At 73.0% G+C, this 18387-nt stretch carries 18 protein-coding genes; 11 read left to right on the top strand and 7 right to left on the bottom strand.

Annotated features, from left to right (window positions below; translation table 11 throughout):
- Together BJ971_RS18660 and BJ971_RS18655 are read left to right on the top strand one after the other, a co-directional pair.
- Positions 1–267 carry a hypothetical protein gene (locus tag BJ971_RS18660; RefSeq protein ID WP_184994527.1) on the top strand — a complete coding sequence of 89 codons (267 nt, stop codon included), beginning with the start codon at positions 1–3 and terminating at the stop codon, positions 265–267.
- 48 nt (positions 268–315) lie between these two features.
- Positions 316–2415 carry an immune inhibitor A domain-containing protein gene (locus tag BJ971_RS18655; protein WP_239087230.1) on the top strand — a complete coding sequence of 700 codons (2100 nt, stop codon included), beginning with the start codon at positions 316–318 and terminating at the stop codon, positions 2413–2415.
- A 10-nt stretch (positions 2416–2425) separates the two neighbouring features.
- Here BJ971_RS18655 and BJ971_RS18650 read toward each other — a convergent pair whose 3' ends face one another.
- Positions 2426–4051 carry a GGDEF domain-containing protein gene (locus BJ971_RS18650; RefSeq protein WP_184994526.1) on the bottom strand — a complete coding sequence of 542 codons (1626 nt, stop codon included), beginning with the start codon at positions 4049–4051 and terminating at the stop codon, positions 2426–2428.
- A gap of 93 nt (positions 4052–4144) precedes the next feature.
- Here BJ971_RS18650 and BJ971_RS18645 point away from each other — a divergent pair, with 93 nt between their 5' ends.
- A complete protein-coding gene (locus BJ971_RS18645; RefSeq protein WP_184994525.1) occupies positions 4145–4753 on the top strand; it encodes a MerR family transcriptional regulator in 609 nt (202 codons plus the stop codon).
- On the top strand, positions 4750–7086 hold the full coding sequence (locus tag BJ971_RS18640; protein ID WP_184994524.1) for a VIT domain-containing protein: 2337 nt from the start codon (positions 4750–4752) through the stop codon (positions 7084–7086). The genes BJ971_RS18645 and BJ971_RS18640 overlap by 4 nt, the downstream gene beginning before the upstream one ends.
- 50 nt (positions 7087–7136) lie before the next feature.
- Here BJ971_RS18640 and BJ971_RS18635 read toward each other — a convergent pair whose 3' ends face one another.
- From BJ971_RS18635 to BJ971_RS18625, 3 genes are all read right to left on the bottom strand, one after another.
- The gene (locus BJ971_RS18635; RefSeq protein ID WP_184994523.1) at positions 7137–9302 is read right to left on the bottom strand and encodes an RICIN domain-containing protein; all 2166 of its coding nucleotides are present in this window, start codon (positions 9300–9302) and stop codon (positions 7137–7139) included.
- A 26-nt stretch (positions 9303–9328) separates the two neighbouring features.
- Positions 9329–10516 carry an alginate lyase family protein gene (locus BJ971_RS18630; RefSeq protein WP_184994522.1) on the bottom strand — a complete coding sequence of 396 codons (1188 nt, stop codon included), beginning with the start codon at positions 10514–10516 and terminating at the stop codon, positions 9329–9331.
- A gap of 182 nt (positions 10517–10698) precedes the next feature.
- Positions 10699–11037, bottom strand: coding sequence for a YciI family protein (locus tag BJ971_RS18625; protein ID WP_184994521.1), 339 nt, complete (start codon positions 11035–11037; stop codon positions 10699–10701).
- Positions 11038–11088: 51 nt separating this feature from the next.
- Between BJ971_RS18625 and BJ971_RS18620 the strand changes: the two genes are divergently transcribed.
- Positions 11089–11466, top strand: coding sequence for a VOC family protein (locus tag BJ971_RS18620; protein ID WP_184994520.1), 378 nt, complete (start codon positions 11089–11091; stop codon positions 11464–11466).
- Between the two features lie 14 nt (positions 11467–11480).
- On the opposite strand, the gene BJ971_RS18615 is transcribed toward BJ971_RS18620, so the two are convergent.
- A complete protein-coding gene (locus BJ971_RS18615; protein ID WP_184994519.1) occupies positions 11481–11687 on the bottom strand; it encodes a DUF4177 domain-containing protein in 207 nt (68 codons plus the stop codon).
- Positions 11688–12044: 357 nt separating this feature from the next.
- Here BJ971_RS18615 and BJ971_RS18610 point away from each other — a divergent pair, with 357 nt between their 5' ends.
- Positions 12045–12602, top strand: coding sequence for a TetR/AcrR family transcriptional regulator (locus BJ971_RS18610; protein WP_184994518.1), 558 nt, complete (start codon positions 12045–12047; stop codon positions 12600–12602).
- 1 nt (position 12603) lies between these two features.
- Complete coding sequence (locus BJ971_RS18605) at positions 12604–13266, top strand: lysophospholipid acyltransferase family protein (protein ID WP_184994517.1); 663 nt, start codon at positions 12604–12606, stop codon at positions 13264–13266.
- On the opposite strand, the gene BJ971_RS18600 is transcribed toward BJ971_RS18605, so the two are convergent.
- A complete protein-coding gene (locus BJ971_RS18600; protein ID WP_184994516.1) occupies positions 13267–14223 on the bottom strand; it encodes a TIGR03885 family FMN-dependent LLM class oxidoreductase in 957 nt (318 codons plus the stop codon).
- A gap of 58 nt (positions 14224–14281) precedes the next feature.
- Between BJ971_RS18600 and BJ971_RS18595 the strand changes: the two genes are divergently transcribed.
- The 4 genes from BJ971_RS18595 to BJ971_RS18580 are packed head-to-tail and all read left to right on the top strand — an operon-like array spanning position 14282 to position 17282.
- Positions 14282–15187, top strand: coding sequence for a nucleoside hydrolase (locus BJ971_RS18595; protein WP_184994515.1), 906 nt, complete (start codon positions 14282–14284; stop codon positions 15185–15187).
- A gap of 56 nt (positions 15188–15243) precedes the next feature.
- The gene (locus BJ971_RS18590) at positions 15244–15819 is read left to right on the top strand and encodes an RNA polymerase sigma factor (RefSeq protein ID WP_184994514.1); all 576 of its coding nucleotides are present in this window, start codon (positions 15244–15246) and stop codon (positions 15817–15819) included.
- Complete coding sequence (locus tag BJ971_RS18585) at positions 15816–16811, top strand: CU044_5270 family protein (RefSeq protein WP_184994513.1); 996 nt, start codon at positions 15816–15818, stop codon at positions 16809–16811. Before BJ971_RS18590 ends, BJ971_RS18585 begins: the two co-directional genes overlap by 4 nt.
- A gap of 30 nt (positions 16812–16841) precedes the next feature.
- Positions 16842–17282, top strand: coding sequence for an SRPBCC family protein (locus BJ971_RS18580; RefSeq protein WP_184994512.1), 441 nt, complete (start codon positions 16842–16844; stop codon positions 17280–17282).
- Here BJ971_RS18580 and BJ971_RS18575 read toward each other — a convergent pair.
- Positions 17257–18348, bottom strand: coding sequence for a M20 family metallopeptidase (locus BJ971_RS18575; protein ID WP_184994511.1), 1092 nt, complete (start codon positions 18346–18348; stop codon positions 17257–17259). The genes BJ971_RS18580 and BJ971_RS18575 overlap by 26 nt on opposite strands.
- Between the last annotated feature and the right edge of the window lie 39 nt (positions 18349–18387).

Genomic DNA, 18387 nt, shown 5'->3' with positions numbered 1-18387 from the left:
ATGCCGATCGGTTCGCAGCCGCCCGGTCGCCGGGGCACCGTCGACCGGCCGTACAGCGCGCTGAACCTGCGGCTGGTGCTGGCCTCGTTCGGCTTCGTCGTGTGCGCGGTCCTGGCCGTCGTGCTGTGGCGCACGGGCTGGACCGTGCCCGCCTGGCTGTTCGCCGGGTGGGCGCTGGTGGCGGCGGTCGACGCGGTGGTGGTGCAGCTGCGCCGGCGGGCCCGGCGGCGCGCCGAGGGCGGCCGCCACCATTCCCTCTTCGAGTAGGTCGCGTCTTGCCCCTTTTGGGGGCTTGATCCGGGTAGCGTCCCTTCCGTGCGCGCCTCTCCCCTCCGCTTCGCCGCGGTCGCCCTGCTCGTCCTGCCGCTGCTGCCGGTCGCCTCCGCCGCGGACGCGGCGCGGGCGGCGCCGGTGTACCCGCCGTCCGACGACATCCGGGAGCCGGCCCGCAAACAGTTCGACGTCTCGAAGCTGGGCGCCGGCCGCGAGGGCGCACCGCAGCGGGCCCGGACCGCCGCGGGGACGCCCGCCCTCGGCACCGTCCGGAAATGGGTCGGGCTCGACGAGGTCGACGGCGACGTCTACCGCAAGGACTACACGCTGCGCGGCGTCGGCAGGCACATCGAGGTCTGGGTCGCCGAGGACGTCGCGTTCCCGGCCGGCGACTGCCGCCCGGCCTCCTCGACCGAGGTGACGGACGCGCAGATCGGCGGGCTGATCCGGGAGTTCGACGAGACCATCTGGCCGCGCGAGACGGCCGCGTTCAGCACGCCGAAGCAGCGCGACGGCACCAAGGCGACGCTGACCGACGGCGACTTCACCGGCGACGGCGCCCGGACCGTCACCCTGCTGGACAACGTCCGCGACGACAACTACTACGACTTCCCCAAGGCGCAGACCTACATCGCCGGCTTCTTCTCCGCGCAGGTCAACGACCTCGTCGACCGCAACGTCATGACGATCGACGTGTACGACTGGAAGCACCGCTCCGGTGCCAACCCGCCCAACGAGCCGACCGGCGACCTGTGCACCAGCCGGCCCGCGCGGCCCCGGATGTACGAGGCCACGTTCGCGCACGAGTGGCAGCACCTGTTGCAGCAGTACACCGACCCGGACGAGGAGCTCTGGGTCAACGAGGGCCTGTCCGACTACGCGCAGACCCTGGTCGGCTACGTCGACGGCACCGCGACCGTCCACCACGCCGGCATGGACGCCCATCTCGCCTGCTTCCAGGGCTTCGGCGATGTGCGCACCCGTTACAACACCAACCCCCGCCCGTGCGGCGGGCCGCAGAACTCGCTGAACCTCTGGGACGAGGGCGAGCCGATCGACGTGCTCGCCGACTACGGCAACTCGTACCAGTTCATGCTCTACCTGCGGGACCGCTTCGGCGCCGCGGCGCTGTCGCGGCTGCACCGCGACGGCGCGGACCACGGCCTGGCCGGGGTGGCCGCGGCGCTGGGCGACGACGTGAACCTGTACCAGGTCCTGCACGACTTCCAGACGATGACCCTGGTCGACAAGGTCGTCGGTGACTCGCCCGACGGGGTCATGGTCGGCGTGCCACGGCGGCGGGTGATCGCCGCGAGCCTGCGGTCGACGGTGAACCTGGCCGAGCCGGCCGCCTACGACGACCCGGGCGCGGCGCCAAACGGCGCCGACTACGTGCGGCTGCGAAACGCCGTCGGCCGGCCGCTGAGCGGCTCGCAGCTGCGGTCGGTGCGGTTCTCCGGCGCGCGCACCCTGCCGGTGCAGGGCCTGAAGTGGACGGTGCGCGACGGCGCGCTCTTCTCCGGCGACGCCGCCGATCTCGACGTCGCGGCGGTGGCCGCGGCGAGCGTGCCGGCCGCGGATCCGGTACTGCGGGTACGGCAGAAGTACTCCGCCGAGTCCGGGTACGACTACGGCTACGTGACCGTCTCGGTCGACGGCGGGCGCACCTACACCGCCGTCGCCGGGGACAAGACGGTCGCGGGGCCGCTCGGGCCCGCGATCACCGGCGAGAGCGACGGCTTCGCCGAGAACACCTACAACCTCTCCGCGTACGCCGGAAAGCGGGTCCTGATCGGTTTCCGTTACGTCAGCGACTCGTCGGTCAACAAGGGCGGCTGGCTGATCGACCGCGTACGGCTCGGCGGCGCCACCGTCACCGACGGCGCGACGCTGGACGGCCTGCGCTCGCCGACGCAGATCGTGCCGCAGCGGGTGCACGCGTGGAACGTGCGGCTGGTCGGGCTGGACGAGCGGGGGCACCGGGCGCGGCAGGTGCCGCTCGCGCAGTTCGCGGCGCTGCGGGCGTACCGGAAGGTGGTCGCCATCGTCTCCTACGACGAGCCGACCGGGATGATCAAGCAGTACGCGCCGTACACGCTGACGGTCAACGGCGTCGTCCAGCCGGGCGGCGGCGTGTCGTAGGCGCCGTCGTTCAGTCGGCGAGCGCCAGGGCCAGGCGGCCGGTGCGGGCGTTCTTGGCCGCGTACATGGCGGCGTCGGCGCGGGCGATCAGCAGGTCCGGTGAGCCGGTGTCCGGGTCGCCCCAGGCGACGCCGATGCTGGCCTGCGGCAGCAGCCGCTGCCCCGCGACGTCCAGGTGGCTCGCCTCCAGGGCGGCGACCAGGGACTCGCCGATCCGCCGTGCCCGACCGGGGCCGGGCACGTCCGAGCAGATCACCACGAACTCGTCGCCACCGAAGCGGCCGACCACGTCGCCCTCGCGCACCGAGGCGCGCAGCAGGCCGGCCACATAGGTCAGCAGCTCGTCGCCGGCCGCGTGCCCGTGCTCGTCGTTGACCTCCTTGAACTTGTTGAGGTCGATGAAGACCACCGCAGTGCCCCGGGTGCGCCCCGGCCCGGTCAGCGCCTCCTGGAGCGCGGTCAGCGTCGACGCGCGGTTGCGGCAGCCGGTCAGCGCGTCGTAGGTCGCGCGTACCTTGAGCTCGTCGCGCAGCCGGACGTCGTCGGTGATGTCGGTGAGGCAGATGATCGCCCCGGTCACCTCGCCGGACTCGGCGGTCAGGCTCCGCAGGTTGGCCCGGACCCGGCGCAGGTCGCCCGAGGCGCGGTGGCCGTACTCGACGTCGACGTCGTGCCCGGCGCCCAGCACCGCGGCGATGGCCGCGTCGACGGCGGGCCGTTCGGCCGACACGATCGGGCCCAGGCACTTCTCGTCCAGGAACTCGCCGGTGCCGGCGCCCAGCGCCCGGGCGGCGCGCTCGTTCTGGTACACGATCCTGCGGTCGGCGTCGATCTGCACGATGCCCATCGGGATCGTCTCGGTGAGCCGGCGCATGAGCTGCTCGCCGGCCCGCATCGCCTCCTGCGCGGCCATCTCGTCGGAGATGTCCAGCATCTCGGCGACCACCGCCGGATCGTCGGGGTCGGCGAGCATGTTGCGGTTGGCGACCTCCATCCAGACCGCGTGCCCGTCGCGGTGCAGGTGGCGCAGCCGGACCCGGCGGATCTCGCCCAGCGGCGTGCCCAGCAGATCCACCCAGCTGGCAATCGCCCGGCCGTGGTCGTCGGGGTGCACGAGGTCGATCGAGCGCGTGTTGATCAGCTCGTCCGGTGACCAGCCGAGCACCAGCGAGATCTCCGGGTCGGCCGCGGTGATCACGGCGGCCTGGTTCTTGCGCATCGAGACCAGGCGCGGGCGCAGCGGCGCGTACTCCAGCGCCACGCCTTCGGGACGGCCCTGTAGGCCGGTGAGGATGGTCGCGAAGACGCCGAACCGGCTCCTCATGTCGATCAGGTGCATCCGGACCAGCTCGGTCGGCGCGGCGGCGGGGTGTACCAGGCAGCTCGTGACGCCCTCGTTGAGCGCGACGTGCCAGGCGTCGATCGCGATCCTGGCGTCCTCCGGTACCACCAGGGCCAGCGCCGACTGCACCCCGACGATCTGGCGCAGGCCGCCGCCACCGAAACCCTCCGGTGGCGTCACCAGCTGGCCGGCCATCGAGACGGCGCCGATGAAGGCGTCCGGGTTCGTCGCGATCGTGGCGTCGTACACCGCCTCGCATGCGGCGGGGTCCATCAGCTTCGCGTAGGCGACCACAAACACAGCATCGGCCAGCGCCAGCCCCGCCAAAGCGGATTCAGCCGGGAAAAACATTGACAGTGTCAATAAAACAGTGTCAGTATCACGGGCATGTGGACGATGGACGAGCTGGTGGAGCGGGTGGGCCGGGCCCTCGCCGCCGAGTACCCCGGCGCGCCCAACGGCCGGATCCGCGACGTGCCCGACCGCCGCGCCATCCGGTGGTACACGACGACCGGCCTGGTCGACCGCCCCGCCGCCATGCGGGGGCGGACGGCGCTCTACGGTCCGCGGCACCTGCTGCAACTGGTGGCGCTCAAGCGCCGTCAGGCCGACGGGCACTCGCTCGCCGCGATCCAGGCCGAGCTCGCCGGCGCCGCCGACGCCGACCTGCGGCTCGTCGCCCGGGTGCCGGATGAGCTGCTGACCGGCGACGACGCGCCCGGACCGGCCGACGGCCCGGCGCGACCGCGGTTCTGGGCCGCCGCGCCGGCGCCGCCCCAGGAACCGGCCGGGCGGCCGGCCGCGCGACCGGCCGCCGCGACGGCCCGCCCGGTGGGCGGCGTCGCGCTGGGCGGGGGCGCGATCCTGGTCCTCGCGGTACGCCCCGACGCCGCCGACTACGCCGCCATCGCCGGCGCCGCGCGGCCCCTGCTCGAACTCCTCGCCGATCGCGGCCTGCTGACCGGCGAGAACCCCGAAGATGGGAGCCCGTCATGACCATTTCCGTCACGCCGATGGACGCCGCGGAGATCGACCGCATCCGGATCCTGCCCGACGCCGGCCTCGGCTGTTTGCACACCGATCGCGGCAACCTTCCGCTGGACCGCCTCGACGTGCGGGCCTCGATCAGCGGGCTGGTCGCCCGCACGACGGTGACCACCGAGTTCGTCAACGCCTTCGACACCGCGCTCGAGGCGACCTACATCTTCCCGCTGCCCGACCGCGCCGCGGTGACGGGCATGACCATGACCGCGGACGGGCGCACGGTCATCGCGGAGCTGCGGGAGCGCGCGGCGGCCCGCGAGGTCTACGACCGGGCGATCGAGTCCGGACGGCGCGCGTCCATCGCCGAGGAGGAGCGTCCCGACGTCTTCACCATGCGCGCCGGCAACATCCCGCCCGGCGAGCGGGTCACCGTCGAGCTGATCCTGGTCGGGCCGCTGCCCTGGGAGGACGGCGCCGCCACGTTCCGGTTCCCGCTGGTCGTGGCCCCGCGCTACGTGCCGGGCACGCCGCTGCCCGGCCCGGCCGTCGGATCGGGGCAGGTCGTCGACACCGACGCGGTCCCGGACGCCTCCCGCATCACTCCCCCGGTGCTGCTGCCCGGCTTCCCCAACCCCCTGCGGCTCACCGTCGGCGTCGACATCGACCCGGCCGGGCTGGGGCTCGGCGAGATCCGCTCGAGCCTGCACACCGTGACGCGCGAGGGCACCCGGATCGAGATCGCGCCGGGCGAGCGCGCCGACCGCGACTTCATCCTGCGCCTGCCGTACGCGGGCGACGGCTCCGGCTCGATGTGCGTGCCCGACGACCCCGACGACCCCGACGGCACCTTCCAGCTGGTGCTCCTGCCGCCGGACGACGACGGCGGCACCGTGCGGGAACGCGACGTCGTGCTGCTGCTGGACCGCTCCGGCAGCATGGGCGGCTGGAAGATGGTCGCCGCCCGCCGCGCCGCCGCCCGGGTGGTCGACACACTCACCGCCGGCGACCGCTTCGCGGTGCTCACCTTCGACAACGTGGTCGACCGGCCCGCGGACCTCGGCGGTGGCCTGTCGGACGCGAGCGACCGCCACCGCTTCCGCGCGGTCGAACACCTGTCCCGCGCCGACGCGCGCGGCGGCACCGAGCTGCTCACCCCGCTACGCGAGGGGCTGACCCTGCTCGCCGGCTCCACCGGCCGGGACCGGGTCCTCGTGCTGGTCACCGACGGCCAGGTCGGCAACGAGGACCAGATCCTCGCCGAGATCACGCCGCTGATCGGCACCACCCGGGTGCACGCGGTCGGCATCGACCGGGCGGTCAACGCCGGGTTCCTGGGCCGGATCGCCGCGCTCGGCGCCGGCCGCTGCGAGCTGGTGGAGAGCGAGGACCGCCTCGACGAGGCGATGGAGCGGATCCACCGGCGCATCGCCGCGCCCGCGCTCACCGACGTCACCGTCGCCGGCGAGGGCTTCACGGTCGAGGCCGCGGCGCCGCGGACCGTCTTCCCCGGCGTGCCGCTGGTGGTCTTCGGCCGCTACACCGGCGCGGCGGGCACGGCGCTGACGGTGCGCGGCCGCGACCGCGACGAGCGGGAGTTCGTCCGCCGGGTCCCGGTGTCGCACTGCGCCGCGCCGGCCGTGACCGCGCAGTGGGCCCGGGCACGCCTGCGCGAGCTCGAGGACCGGTACGTGGCCGGCGAGAGCGACCTGGAGAAGAGCATCGTCGCCACCTCCCTGCGCTACGGGGTGCTGTGCCGGTTCACCGCGTTCGTGGCGGTGGACAGCCGGGTGGTCAACGAGGGCGGCGAGACGCGCCGGGTGACGCAGCCCGTCGAGGCGCCGTCCGGCTGGGACATGTTCGCTTCCGCGACCCTGGAGGCCACCCCGCTCGCGGTGTCGCCGCCGCCGTTCGCGCTCGCCGACGCCGCGGCGCCGCCACCCGCGCCCGGTGGCGCCGGCATCGCGCCCAGGGCGCGCACCGGACCGGCGCCCTTCGCGGCGATGCCGGCGAGCGTCATGGCGTCCGGCCGCGCCGGCCGCGCCACGGCGCACAAGAGCGCCGGACTGGCGGTGGTCGACCTCAGGCCCGTCGTCGAGGTCGAGGCCGGCCGGCTGCGCGACGCCGAGGGGCGCCCGGCACGCGAGCGCCGTGACCTGCTCGCCGACCTGGCGAGCCGGCTCGGCGCCCTGATCGAGGGCGTGCCGGGCGACGGGCTGAAGGGGCTGCGCGACCTGGTCGAGCGGCTGAGGGCCGACGGCGGCCTCGAGGAGAAGTGGGCCCTGGCCCGCGCGACCCTGGAGGCGTTCGCATCGCCGCCCGAGCACAAGGCGTTCTGGAAGCGCTAGGCGCGCCCGCGACCGGCACGGCCCGCCTTCCGGCGGGCCGTGCCGGTCGGCTACGGACCGCTGACCAGGTTCGTGACCTGGTGGCCGCTGTTGACCGCGGCACCGGTGTTGTTGATGACGTGCGAGATCGTGCCGGTGCCGCCGAGCGACACCGTCACCATGTTGTGGAACCTGACGCCGGACTTCACCGGCACCTCGAACGCGCGGGCGTTGACCACGCTGGGGTTGACGTTGAAGTACGCGTACGAGCCCAGGCCCCACGCCTCGTGGTTGTTCACCGAATCCGCGACCTTGTACGCCGCCCAGCCCTGCGTCGAGCCGTTCATGTAGGCGGCCTGGTTCGGCGGGTCGTAGGGCATCTCGTTCTGGTAGAAGTACGTGCGCCCGTTCTCGCCGTTCCAGACGGTCTGGTACTGCTGGTAGTGCTCGACGAAGAGGCCGTAGAACGTCACGTTGTCGCCGTTGACGGTCAGGCCGTTCGCCGCGGTGTTGATGTTCCAGCCGACCGTGTTGTTGTTGCCGTGGTCGGCGCGCCAGATCCAGGCGTGGTCGCCGATCACGTTGTCGCTGTTGATGCGCAGGCTCACCGACGCCTTGCCGGCGATCGCGCCGCCGATCCGGAAGAACACGTCGGACAGCACCGTCGGGTTGGCGGCGTGGTTCGCCGACGAGCCGCTCGGGCCGACCTCCATCAGCACCGGCGAGTTGGTGGTACCGGCGTCGAAGAGCAGGCCGGCGACCCGTACGCCGTCGACGTCGGCGACCGTCATCGCGGCGATGCCGTTCTGCGGCACGAAGGTGGCCAGGCCGAGGCCGAGCACGACCGTGCCGGCCCGGGTCACGTTGATCGTCTGGTTGAGGTTGTAGACGCCGGGGGTCACCAGCAGGTTCTTGCCCGCCGCCAGGGCCGCGTTGATGTTCGCCGCGGTCTCGCCCGGCTTGACCACGAAGAACGTGCCGATCGGCAGCGACTGCCCGGCCGGGTTGCCGTTCGCCCAGGTGGTGCCGGCCGAGTTGGTCCGCAGCGCGGGCACGAACACCTGGTAGGCGCCCGCCGAGTCGACGTACAGGTACGGCTTCTCCGCGACCACCGGCGTCTGGCCGATCGTCGTGTACGGCGGGCTCGGGAAGCTGTTGGCCGGCGCGCCCGACGTGCCGACGAAGACCTGGTTCCAGTTCGAGCCGGACCAGGAGCCCAGCTGCGAGTTACGGGTGATCCACTGCTGCTGGGAGCCGGACTGGATCTGCCCGTCGATCTTCGTGTCGGACATCCAGCCGCCGGAGGACCAGCCACCGTCGGAGAGCGCCAGGTTGCCGCGGACGTGCATGCGGCGGTACGGCGCCGCCTGCGAGACGGCCCACCGGTCGAGCCCGCCGGGCGGCGTCACCGAGAGGCCCTCGGCCGAGCGCCAGAAGTTCTGGGTGGCGTTCTGCGAGCCGTCCGGCCACCAGTCGGCCTCGGCGTGCACCGCGCCGTTGATGTTCACCGCGTCCGGGGTCAGGCCGAGTCCCGCCACCTGGGTGAAGAAGCCGACGTTCGCATCGACGTTGTACGAGCCCGGCTTGAACAGCAGGGCGTACCGCGCGTTGCCGAACTGGTTGGCCACCTGCTGGTTGAAGACGGTGTTGAGCCGGCTCTGGATGGCCGACTGCGACATCGACGGGTCGAAGATCGTCACGTTCGGGCCGAGGTCGGGGTTGCCGCTGCCCGGCGGGACGGTCGTCGGCGGGGTGGTCGGGCCGCCGGAGACCGTCCACTTCTGGTTGGCGCCGCCGCCGCACGTCCAGAGCTGGAGCTTCGCGCCGTCGGCGAGGTTGTTGTCCTTGATGTCGAGGCACTTGTTCGCCTTGACGTTGACCAGGTCGCGCCCGGCCGTGTACGTCCACTGCTGGCTGGTCAGCCCGGCGAAGCAGTCCCACAGGTGCACGACGGCCCCGTCGTTGACGGCGCCGTTCGCCACGTCGAGGCACTTGCCCAGGCCGCGCAGCGACTTGTCGTCGCCGTGCGTCCAGGTCTGGTTGGGGCCGGCCACGCAGGTCCACATCTGCGGCAGGTTGCCGTTGGCGGTCGAGCCGTTGGTGACATCGAGGCACTTGCCGTTGGCGGAGCTGACCACGGTGCCGGTGGTGGCCGCCTCGGCCTGCGTGACGCCGAGCGTCACGACGACCAGGGCGGACACCAGCACCGCGGCGACACGCTTTACGGGGGGATTCATGGGGACCTTCCGGTACGGGGTGGGGATCAGGCGGGGTTGCCGGCGTGGGTGAGGGTCTCCCACGCGACGAAGAGGTTGTTGCTGCCCTGCGGGCGCCGGGCGACCGTGTACGTCTCGGTGTTGGCCATCGCGATGCCCAGGCGGTTGTGCAGCGCGTTGAAGCCGACCTCGGTGACCGGCCCGAGGCCCCGGGTGACGCTGCCGCCGCAGATGTTCGCGGGCACCGCCACGCCGTTCTCGAACTTGGTGTGGAATCCGAGCGCGTGCCGCAGCCGGTCCTGCAGCTCCGGGTAGAGGTCGCCGCCCTGGATGCGGCCGGTCTCGGCGACGTGCGCGATCGCGGAGATGCCGTAGCCGGTGTGGGTGAAGTCGCGGCAGGTCTCCTGGGAGAGGCCGTCCACGAACGTGCTCTGTCCCTGCCAGTAGCTGATCAGCTCGGCGCGGGTGTCGATGCCGCCGGCCGGCGGGTACTTCGGCTGCGCGCCGTCCGCGGCGATGTAGACGTAGGACGCGGCGCGCAGCCGGAACCGGCTGATCGCCCGGTCGTAGCTGGCGCGGTCGTCGAGGAAGACGGAGATGCCGACCGCGGCCTCCATCATCGACAGCTCCCAGTTGCCGTTGCTGTGAATGCCGGGGATGACAACGGGCAGGTAGACGGTGCGCAGCATGGTGGCGAAGCGCGCCTGCGCGGGCCAGCTCGGGTACGTGTACCTGATGATCTCCGCGGCCCGGGGCCACACCGAGCCGGCCCAGGCGGTCTGTAGCGGCGCGTTGCTGTTCGTGTGGTTCCGGATCGTCGCGGACCAGGCGTCCATGATCTCGATCGCCTTTGTCGCGTACGCCGGGTTTCCGGTGATGTACCAGGCCAGCGCGTCGGTGTACGCCGCGATGGCGTCCTCGCGCTCGTCGGTGCAGCCGTAGTTCGGGTTGGAGTAGGAGCCGCACTCGACGGTCGCGCGCGGCAGCGGCGTACGGGACAGCGAGGCGTACCGGCTGGCCATCATCTGCTGGTAGGCGGAGGTCCAGGGCTGGGCCTGCGCCGCGACCCTGCCCTTGACGAAGTCGAGCTGGGCCCGGCTGAGCAGGACGCCGGGATGGTTGAAGACGGCGGCCGTGGCGGCCGGGGGTGCGGCGATCGCGGCGACGGCCGCCGCGAGGACGGCGACGAGGACGGTGCCGGTCGCGAGCAGCGCGCGACTGGGGGATCTGCGCATGACGGACTCCGGGTGGGGATGTAACCGGAAGAGGACTTAACAGTTATGAAACTTAAACGCGGCGAAAGCAAGCAGACATCGATCGACTTAAGGATGACGAAAGGTTCCGGTGCCGGAGAGCGCTTTCCCGTGCCACGGTCGCGAATCCGGGCCTCGGAACCGGTTACGCTGAGAAAGCGCTCTCACGGAGTCAGCAGCTGCCGGACGTCGATCGGCTGGCACAGCGGCGCCCCGCCGGGCCCGGGCGCCGCCGCGGCCCGGGCCGCGATACCCAGGGCACGCTCCTGCGACTCCACGTCGACGATCCGGTACCCGGCCAGCACCGGCATCCCGCCCGCCGCGGCCACGCCGTCGCCGGTCACCAGCCGGGCGAGGCCCGCGAGTCCCTGCGTCTCCACCAGCTCACCCGCGGCCGCGAGCTCGGCGTCCAGCGACGTCTGGTAGTCGTAGTGGCGCCGGATGTCGGCGGGCGTCCAGGTGCCCATGGCGACGTGGTGCTGGATCAGCAGGAACTTCGTCATGCCCCTGGGTCGTTCCCGCCCCACCGTTCTCGACACGACCTCGGAGGAACCATGCCGATCGGACGGACCCACCACCTGATCTTCGACTGCCCCGATCCCCTGGCCCTTGCCACGTTCTACAGCCGTCTGCTCGGCCAGGAGATCACCTACCGCGACGAGGACTTCGCCGTCGTCTCCACCAGCGACCGGGCGTCCGGCCTGGCGTTCCAGCGCGCACCGGACCACCGCCCGCCGACCTGGCCGGACCCCGCACTCCCCCAGCAACTCCACCTCGACGTGATGGTCGAGGACGTCGCCACCGCCCGCGCCGCGGTCCTAGGCCTCGGCGCGACCGAACTACCCGGCCCGAACGTCTTCGCCGACCCCGCCGGCCACCCGTTCTGCCTGATCCCCCGCCCACACTGGGCACCGCCGATCCCCCACGACTGAACCGGTGGCAGTTGTCAGATGACGCGCTCGAACGTGACCAGTAGACCCTCGACACCGCCGGGCCCAAGACGTCCCTTGACATCCGCCGAGGTGATCGCCTTGAGCCGCCAGCCTTCGCCGGCGTGTTGATTGAGGAGCTTCTCCAACTTCTCACCCGACATCTTGCCGCCGAGCATCTTCTCCCGGAGCTCCAGAACCTTGTACTCATATCGCTCTGTCATGCACCCATGGTGGCCCGTCGCCCCGGCCCGCGCAGCACCTCCGCACAGGGCCGGCGAGCAGCGCGGCCTCAACGGCATCGACGTCCTCAGGACTCCGCCGGTTCGAACCCCGCTCGAAGACCCTCGGCCGGCCGCCGCCGGCGGACGGTGATCAACTGCTCGGCGGCCAGTGGGACCAGGCCCGCCGCCAGTCCGGCGGCTATCCCGGAGAAGAAGAGGAGCCGTGACGGGAGCGCGACATTTCGTCAGTCATCGGGGCGACAGTCGCCGGAGATTGCCGGGCCGGCCGAGGGCGAGGAGTCGAATCCCGTCGAGCACGGAGTAGACAGTGTCTACGCGTGCTGGTAGACATTCTTCATGGCCGATCAGTTGCGGGCTCGCCTCGTCGAGACCGGTGTCGCGCTGGTCGCCGCGGAGGGCACCGAGTCGCTGTCGTTGCGGGAGATCGCGCGGCGCGCCGGGGTGTCGCACGGTGCGCCGCGGCGTTACTTCCCCACGCACCGGCATCTGCTGGCCGCCGTCGCCCGGGTCGGCTACGAGCGGCTGAGTGCGCGGATCGGCGCGCTCGAGGTCGACGGCGATCCGCGGGCCGGGCTGCTCGCGCTCGGGGGGCTCTATCTCGACTTCGCGCGCTCCGAGCGCGGCATGTTCGAGCTGATGTTCCGGCACGAGCTGCTGCGGGGTAACCAGGAGGGGCTGCGCGCCGCCACCAAGCCGCTCTTCGCCGTACTCGTGGATCTGGTCGGCCGGGCGCGGCCCGGCAGCCAGGACGCGACCGTCGTGGCCGGGGCGCTCTGGGCCAACCTGCACGGGCTCGCCCAGCTCTGGCTGTGGGGCAGCCTCCAGATGACCGTCGACACCGATGACCCCTGGCCGCTGCTGTGCGCGGCCATCGACTCCTATGTGGAGCGCTGACATGCTGACGCGGATCGCCCGGGCGATGCTGGTGCCGCTGTCCCGGGTGATGTTCCGGCCCACCGTCGAAGGCCGCGAGCACGTGCCCGGCCACGGGCCGGTCATCCTGGCCGCCAATCACCTGTCGGCGATCGACAGCTTCCTCATCCCGCTGGTGTCGCCGCGGCCGGTGGCGTTCCTGGCCAAGGAGGAGTATTTCACCCGGCCCGGCCTCAAGGGCCGGCTGCTGAGCACCACGCTGCTTGCCGTCGACGCGATCGCCGTGCCGCGCGGCGCGCACCGGGCCGCGCAGGCGGCGCTCGAGACGGCCCTGGCGGTGCTGCGCGACGGGCGGGCGTTCGGCATCCATCCCGAGGGCAGCCGCTCGCGCGACGGCCGGCTCTACCGCGGGCGCACCGGGGTGGCCTGGCTCGCGCTCGCCTCCGGTGCGCCGGTCGTGCCGGTCGCCGTCCTCGGCACCGAGCGGGTCCAGCCGGTGGGTGCCCGGCTGCCGCGACCCGGGCGGGTGACCGTGCGGTTCGGCGCGCCGTTGCGCTTCGCGCCGCCGGCGGGCGGCGCGGCCCGGGCCCGCCGCGAGGCCACCGACGCCATCATGGCCGCGATCGGCGACCTCTCCGGCCAGGAACACGCGCCCGGCTACAACGAGCTCTCCACGCCTAACTGATCACCGCAGGGCCGGCAGGACCTTGGCGCCGAAGGCGTCGACGAACGGCAGGAGGTCCTGGCCGACGTGGTGCAGGTAGACGCGGTCGAAGCCCAGCGCGGCGTAGCCGCGCAGCCAGGCGGTGTGCTGCTCCAGGTCGGCGGAGACGTTGACGACCTGTCGCACCTGCTCGATCGTCACGTGCTCGGAGACCACGTCGAAGTGCTCGACCGTCTCGGTGTCCCAGCAGACCGGCGGCGCGAAGACGTTGCTGCGCCACTGGTCGTGCGCGATGGCCTCGGCCTCTGCCTGCGACGGCGCCCAGCTCAGGTGCGCCTGTAGGCACACCGGGCCGCGGCCGCCCGCGTCCCGGTACGCCGCGATCATCGCGCGCAGGTGCTCCTCGGGCGCGTTCACCGTGACCAGGCCGTCGGCCCAGCCCGCGCACCAGGCGGCGGTCCGGGTGCTGACCGCGGCGCCGATCAGCGGCGGCGGCGTACCCGGGCGGGTCCAGAGCCGGGCGCGGTCGACCGTGACCAGGCCGTCGCGGGTGACCTCCTCGCCGGCCAGCAGGTCGCGGATGACGCCGACGCATTCGAGCAGCCGGGCCTCGCGGACCTCCTTGCGCGGCCACGGCCCGCCGGTGATGTGCTCGTTGCTGTTCTCGCCGCTGCCCAGGGCGGCCCAGAACCGGCCCGGGTACATCGCGCCAAGTGTGCCGATCGCCTGCGCGATGATCGCCGGGTGGTAGCGCTGTCCGGGCGCGTTGACCACGCCGAACGACAGGCCGGTGGCCTGTAGCGCGGCGCCGAGCCAGGACCAGGCGAACGCCGACTGCCCCTGCCGGGCGCTCCACGGCGAGAAGTGGTCGGAGCACATCGCCGCCTCGAAGCCGGCGCGCTCCGCGGCGACGACCGCGGCGAGGAGCTCGGCGGGCGGGATCTGCTCGTGCGAGGCGTGGATTCCGTACTGCGTCATACGCGTGATAAGTACCCAGGGGCCCATGGCGTCAACCGCCGTCGGCCATCATCACCGGATGACCCCGTTCCATCTCGACTGCGACACCGGGATCGACGACGCGCTCGCGCTGGCGCTGCTGCTCGGGCGCCCGGGTGCCGCTCTGGCCGCCGTCGGCACCGTCAGCGGCAACACCAGCGCCGGGCAGGCGGCGCGCAACACCCTCGACCTGCTCGCACTGGCCGGCCGCGACGACATACCGGTCGGTGCGGGCGCGCACCACCCGCTCGGCGGCAGCTACGCCGGCGGCGCGGCGCGGGTGCACGGCGGCAACGGCATCGGCGGGATCGAGTTGCCGCGCGCGGCCCGGACGCCGGCCGACCGCGACGGCGCCGACCTGCTGATCGAGACGGCCCGCCGGCACCCCGGCGAGCTGCGGGTGGTGGCCACCGGTCCGCTGACCAACCTCGCGCTCGCGCTGCGCCGGGAGCCGGGGCTCGCCGAACTGGTGCGGGACGTGACCGTCATGGGCGGGGCGCTGCGGGTGCCCGGCAACATCACCGGGCACGCCGAGGCCAACATCGCCAACGATCCCGTCGCCGCGGCCGAGGTACTCGACGCGGCCTGGCCGGTGACGCTCGTGCCGCTGGACGTCACCATGCGGCACCGCTTCGGCGAGCGGGACCGGGCCGTGCTGGCGGCGCACGGCACCGCGCTGACGACGGCGCTGGCGGCGATGCTCGTCGCCTACCTCGACCACTACGAGACCCGGTTCGGCGAGCGCGAGGTGCCGCTGCACGATCCACTCGCGGCGGGCATCGCCACCGGCGACCTGCGGCCCCTAGACGCGCCGATGCTCGGGCTGCGGGTCGGCCCGGACGGGCGGGTGACCGAGGACGCCGCGGCGCGGCGGCGCACCCGGGTGGTCCTGTCGCTGACCGGCGACGCCGCACCGGTGATCCGCCGGCTCGCGCTCGGAGTGTGACCCGGGTCACCGGAACCGAGCGGCGCCCGCGGACAGGACTGAGTGTGGACCTACCGATGAGAGCGCGGCTGCGGGCCGGCGACGCCGCGGCCTTCGGCCGGCTCTTCGACGAGCACGCGCGCACGGTGTACCGCCATGCCGTGCGGGTGACCGCCGATTGGAGCACCGCCGAGGACGTGGTGTCGCTGACCTTCCACGAGGCGTGGCGGCTGCGCGCGCGGCTGCGGCCCGACGGCGACAGCGTGCTGCCCTGGCTGCTCGGCATCGCCACCAACGTGCTGCGCAACACCTCCCGCGCGGCCCGGCGGCACCAGGCCGCGCTCGCCCGGCTGCCGCTGCGCGACACCGTGCCGGACTTCTCCGACGAGGTCGTTGAACGGCTGCGCGACGCCGAGCAGCTGCGGGCCGCCGCGGTCGCGCTGGGCCGGCTGCGCCGCCGCGAACGGGAGGTCTTCACGCTCTGCGTCTGGTCCGGGCTGGACTACGCGGCCGCCGCCGAGGCACTCGGCGTACCGGTCGGGACGGTGCGGTCCCGGCTGTCCCGGGCCCGGGTCCGGCTGCGGGCCCTCGCCGAGACCGAGTTGCGCAACGCCCGGCAGTCCGCACCGATGAGGCGGGAGACCACCCCATGAACACCGCACAGCGCGACGAACTCGCCCGCCTGCTGCCGCCGCCCGGCGACCCCGAGCTGTCCGAGGCGCGCGGCCGGGTGCTCCGGGACGCCTTCCTGCGGGAGATCGGCCGGCCGCGCCGGGCGCCGCGCCGCGTGATGGCGCTGGTGCCGGCGGGCGCCGCGGCGCTGGTCACCGTGATCTTCGTGCTGGCGGGCCTCGTGCCGCACGGCGGGACGTCTCCCGTGCCGGCGCCGAGCGCGACGCCGGCGGTCATCGCGCTGCCGCCGGTGCACGCCGCCGGGGTCGTCGCCCGCGCCGACGCGGCCGCGGCCCGGGCGTCCCTCCCACCGGCGCCGGCCATCCGCCCCGACCAGTTCGTCTACATCCGGAGCAGGATCGCCTACCAGCACATCGCCTTCGGCGGCCGGCGCTTCGACGGCGGCGTGAGCTGGCCGTCGGAGGGCGTCGTCACGCCCGCGCTAGAGACCACGCGCATCCGGGAGATCTGGTCCCCGCAGCAGGGCGACCGGGCGTTCGTCCACGACGGAGCCGAGACCTTCGAGGTGTACGACGCGACGCCGAACGGCGCCTACGCTAACCTGCCCGTCGAGCCGAAGCTTCTGCTGCGCAGGATCTACGCCGAGACCGAGACCGAGGACACGGGGCCGGAGGCGGACTACTCGGCGTTCGACTGGATCGGCAGCGCGATGCACGAGACCATCCTCCCGCCGCGGACCTACGTCACCCTCTACCGCACCGCCGCCCGGATTCCCGGCGTGGTGCTCGTCGACGACGCGGTCGACGGCGCGGGGCGGCACGGCACCGCGGTGGCGTTCGAGCATCTCGGCGAGCGGCGCGAATGGATCTTCGACCCGCGGACGTTCGACTACCTCGGCGAGCGCAGCTACCTGGTCGAGGACGGTGCCGGCGGTACGGCCGGCACGATCACCGGCCTCAGCGCCGTACTGGAGCGTGCGGTCGTCGACGGCAAGGGCGAGCGGCCGCGGTAGCGCTCGGCCGGACCGTGCGATCATGGCGCCGTGCCGACCGAAGAGTTCAGCAACTCGTTCCACGTCCACGCGCCCGCCGAGAAGATCTTCGCCCATCTGGCGGAGCCGGAGAGCTACATCGGCCTGTCGCCGCTGATCGTCGCCGTGCGCGACGTCCGGCGCGACGGCGGCGAGGTCTCCTACGTCTCGGTGGAACGGTTCACCTTCGGCCCGTTCAAATACGACAACCACATCAAGGTCACCATGACCTTTCCCGAGCCCGGCCGCCGGATCTTCAGCGACGTGGTGAGCCCGGGCCGGGTGCGCCTGACCGCCGCCGTCGACCTGGTGCCGGACGGCGACGTCACCGCCGTCACCGAGACCGTCAACGTCACGTTCCCCGCGCTGCTGCGCTCCTTCGTCGTCGGGCAGGCCCGGTCCGTGCAGCGGGCCAGGGCAGCCGAGCTCACCAGGCGGCTGTCCGCGGCGTGAGGGACTTGAGGAACGAGACCAGCGCGTCCCGGTACGGCGCGACGGTCGTCAGGTCGGCGTACTCGTCCGGGCCGTGCTGGCCGTCGCCGCCGGGGCCGAAGATGACGGCGTCGACGCCGCGGGCGTAGTAGAACCGCGCGTCCGCCGCGCCGTGCTTGCGCAGCAGCTCGCCGGAGAAGCCCGCGGACCGGGCCGCCTCGCGCAGCCGGGCCACCTCCTCGCTCTCCGGGTCGGCGTGGTGCGACGGGCCGAGGCTGTCGACCTCGGCACGGACACCGGTGACCGAGCGCAGGTAGGCCACGATCTCGTGCGGCGTGCGCCCGCTGAAGTCGGTGTCCTCGGGCGGGAAGCGGATGTCGAGCCACGCCGTCGCGTCGGCCGGCACCTGATTGACGGCGAGGTTGGCGGTCTCGATCCGGGCCACGTTGACCGTCGTGGCCCACTGCTCGGTCGCCGGAACCGGATAGCGCCGCACCAGCGCCTGCACCGCGCCGATCAGCGTCAGCAGGGCGTTGTCGCCCAGCCAGGGGTACGCGGCGTGCGCGGCGGCGCCGGTGGCGCGCAACCGCACCTGGCACAGCCCCTTGGAGTCGGTGACGACGCGCAGGCCGCTCTGCTCGCCGATGACCACGAAGTCCGCGCTCACCCCGGCCTCGATCTGGTGTGCGGTGCCATCGTAGCCGCCGACCTCCTCGTCGGTGACCAGTTGCAGGCCCAGCGGGTACGGCAGCGTCCCGGCCAGCTCCCGGAACACGTCGGCCATGACCACCGCCGCGACCTTCATGTCCTGCGCGCCGCGGCCGTAGAGCCGGTCGCCGTCGCGGCGGGCCTCGTAGGCTTCGGCGGGCACGACGTCGAGGTGGGCGTTGAGCAGGACCCGGAACACCGGGCGCGGGCCGGGCGTCCGGACCAGCGCGCTGGGCTTGCCGCGCGAGGAGAAGCGTTCCACCGTGAAGTCCGTGCCGACGACGTCGAGCACCAGATCGAGCGCCCGGGCCAGCTCCTCGGGGCGGTCCGCAGTGGACGGCACGGCGATCAGCTCGGCGGCCTTGGCGACCAGATCCATGCCGCCGACCCTACGCGACACCCGCGCAATTCGGTTGCG

Origin of the sequence: Amorphoplanes digitatis, assembly GCF_014205335.1 — a bacterium.
GTDB lineage: Bacteria > Actinomycetota > Actinomycetes > Mycobacteriales > Micromonosporaceae > Actinoplanes > Actinoplanes digitatus.
The sequence above is the reverse complement of the archived record's forward strand: the minus strand, read 5'-3'. Positions and strand labels throughout refer to the sequence as shown.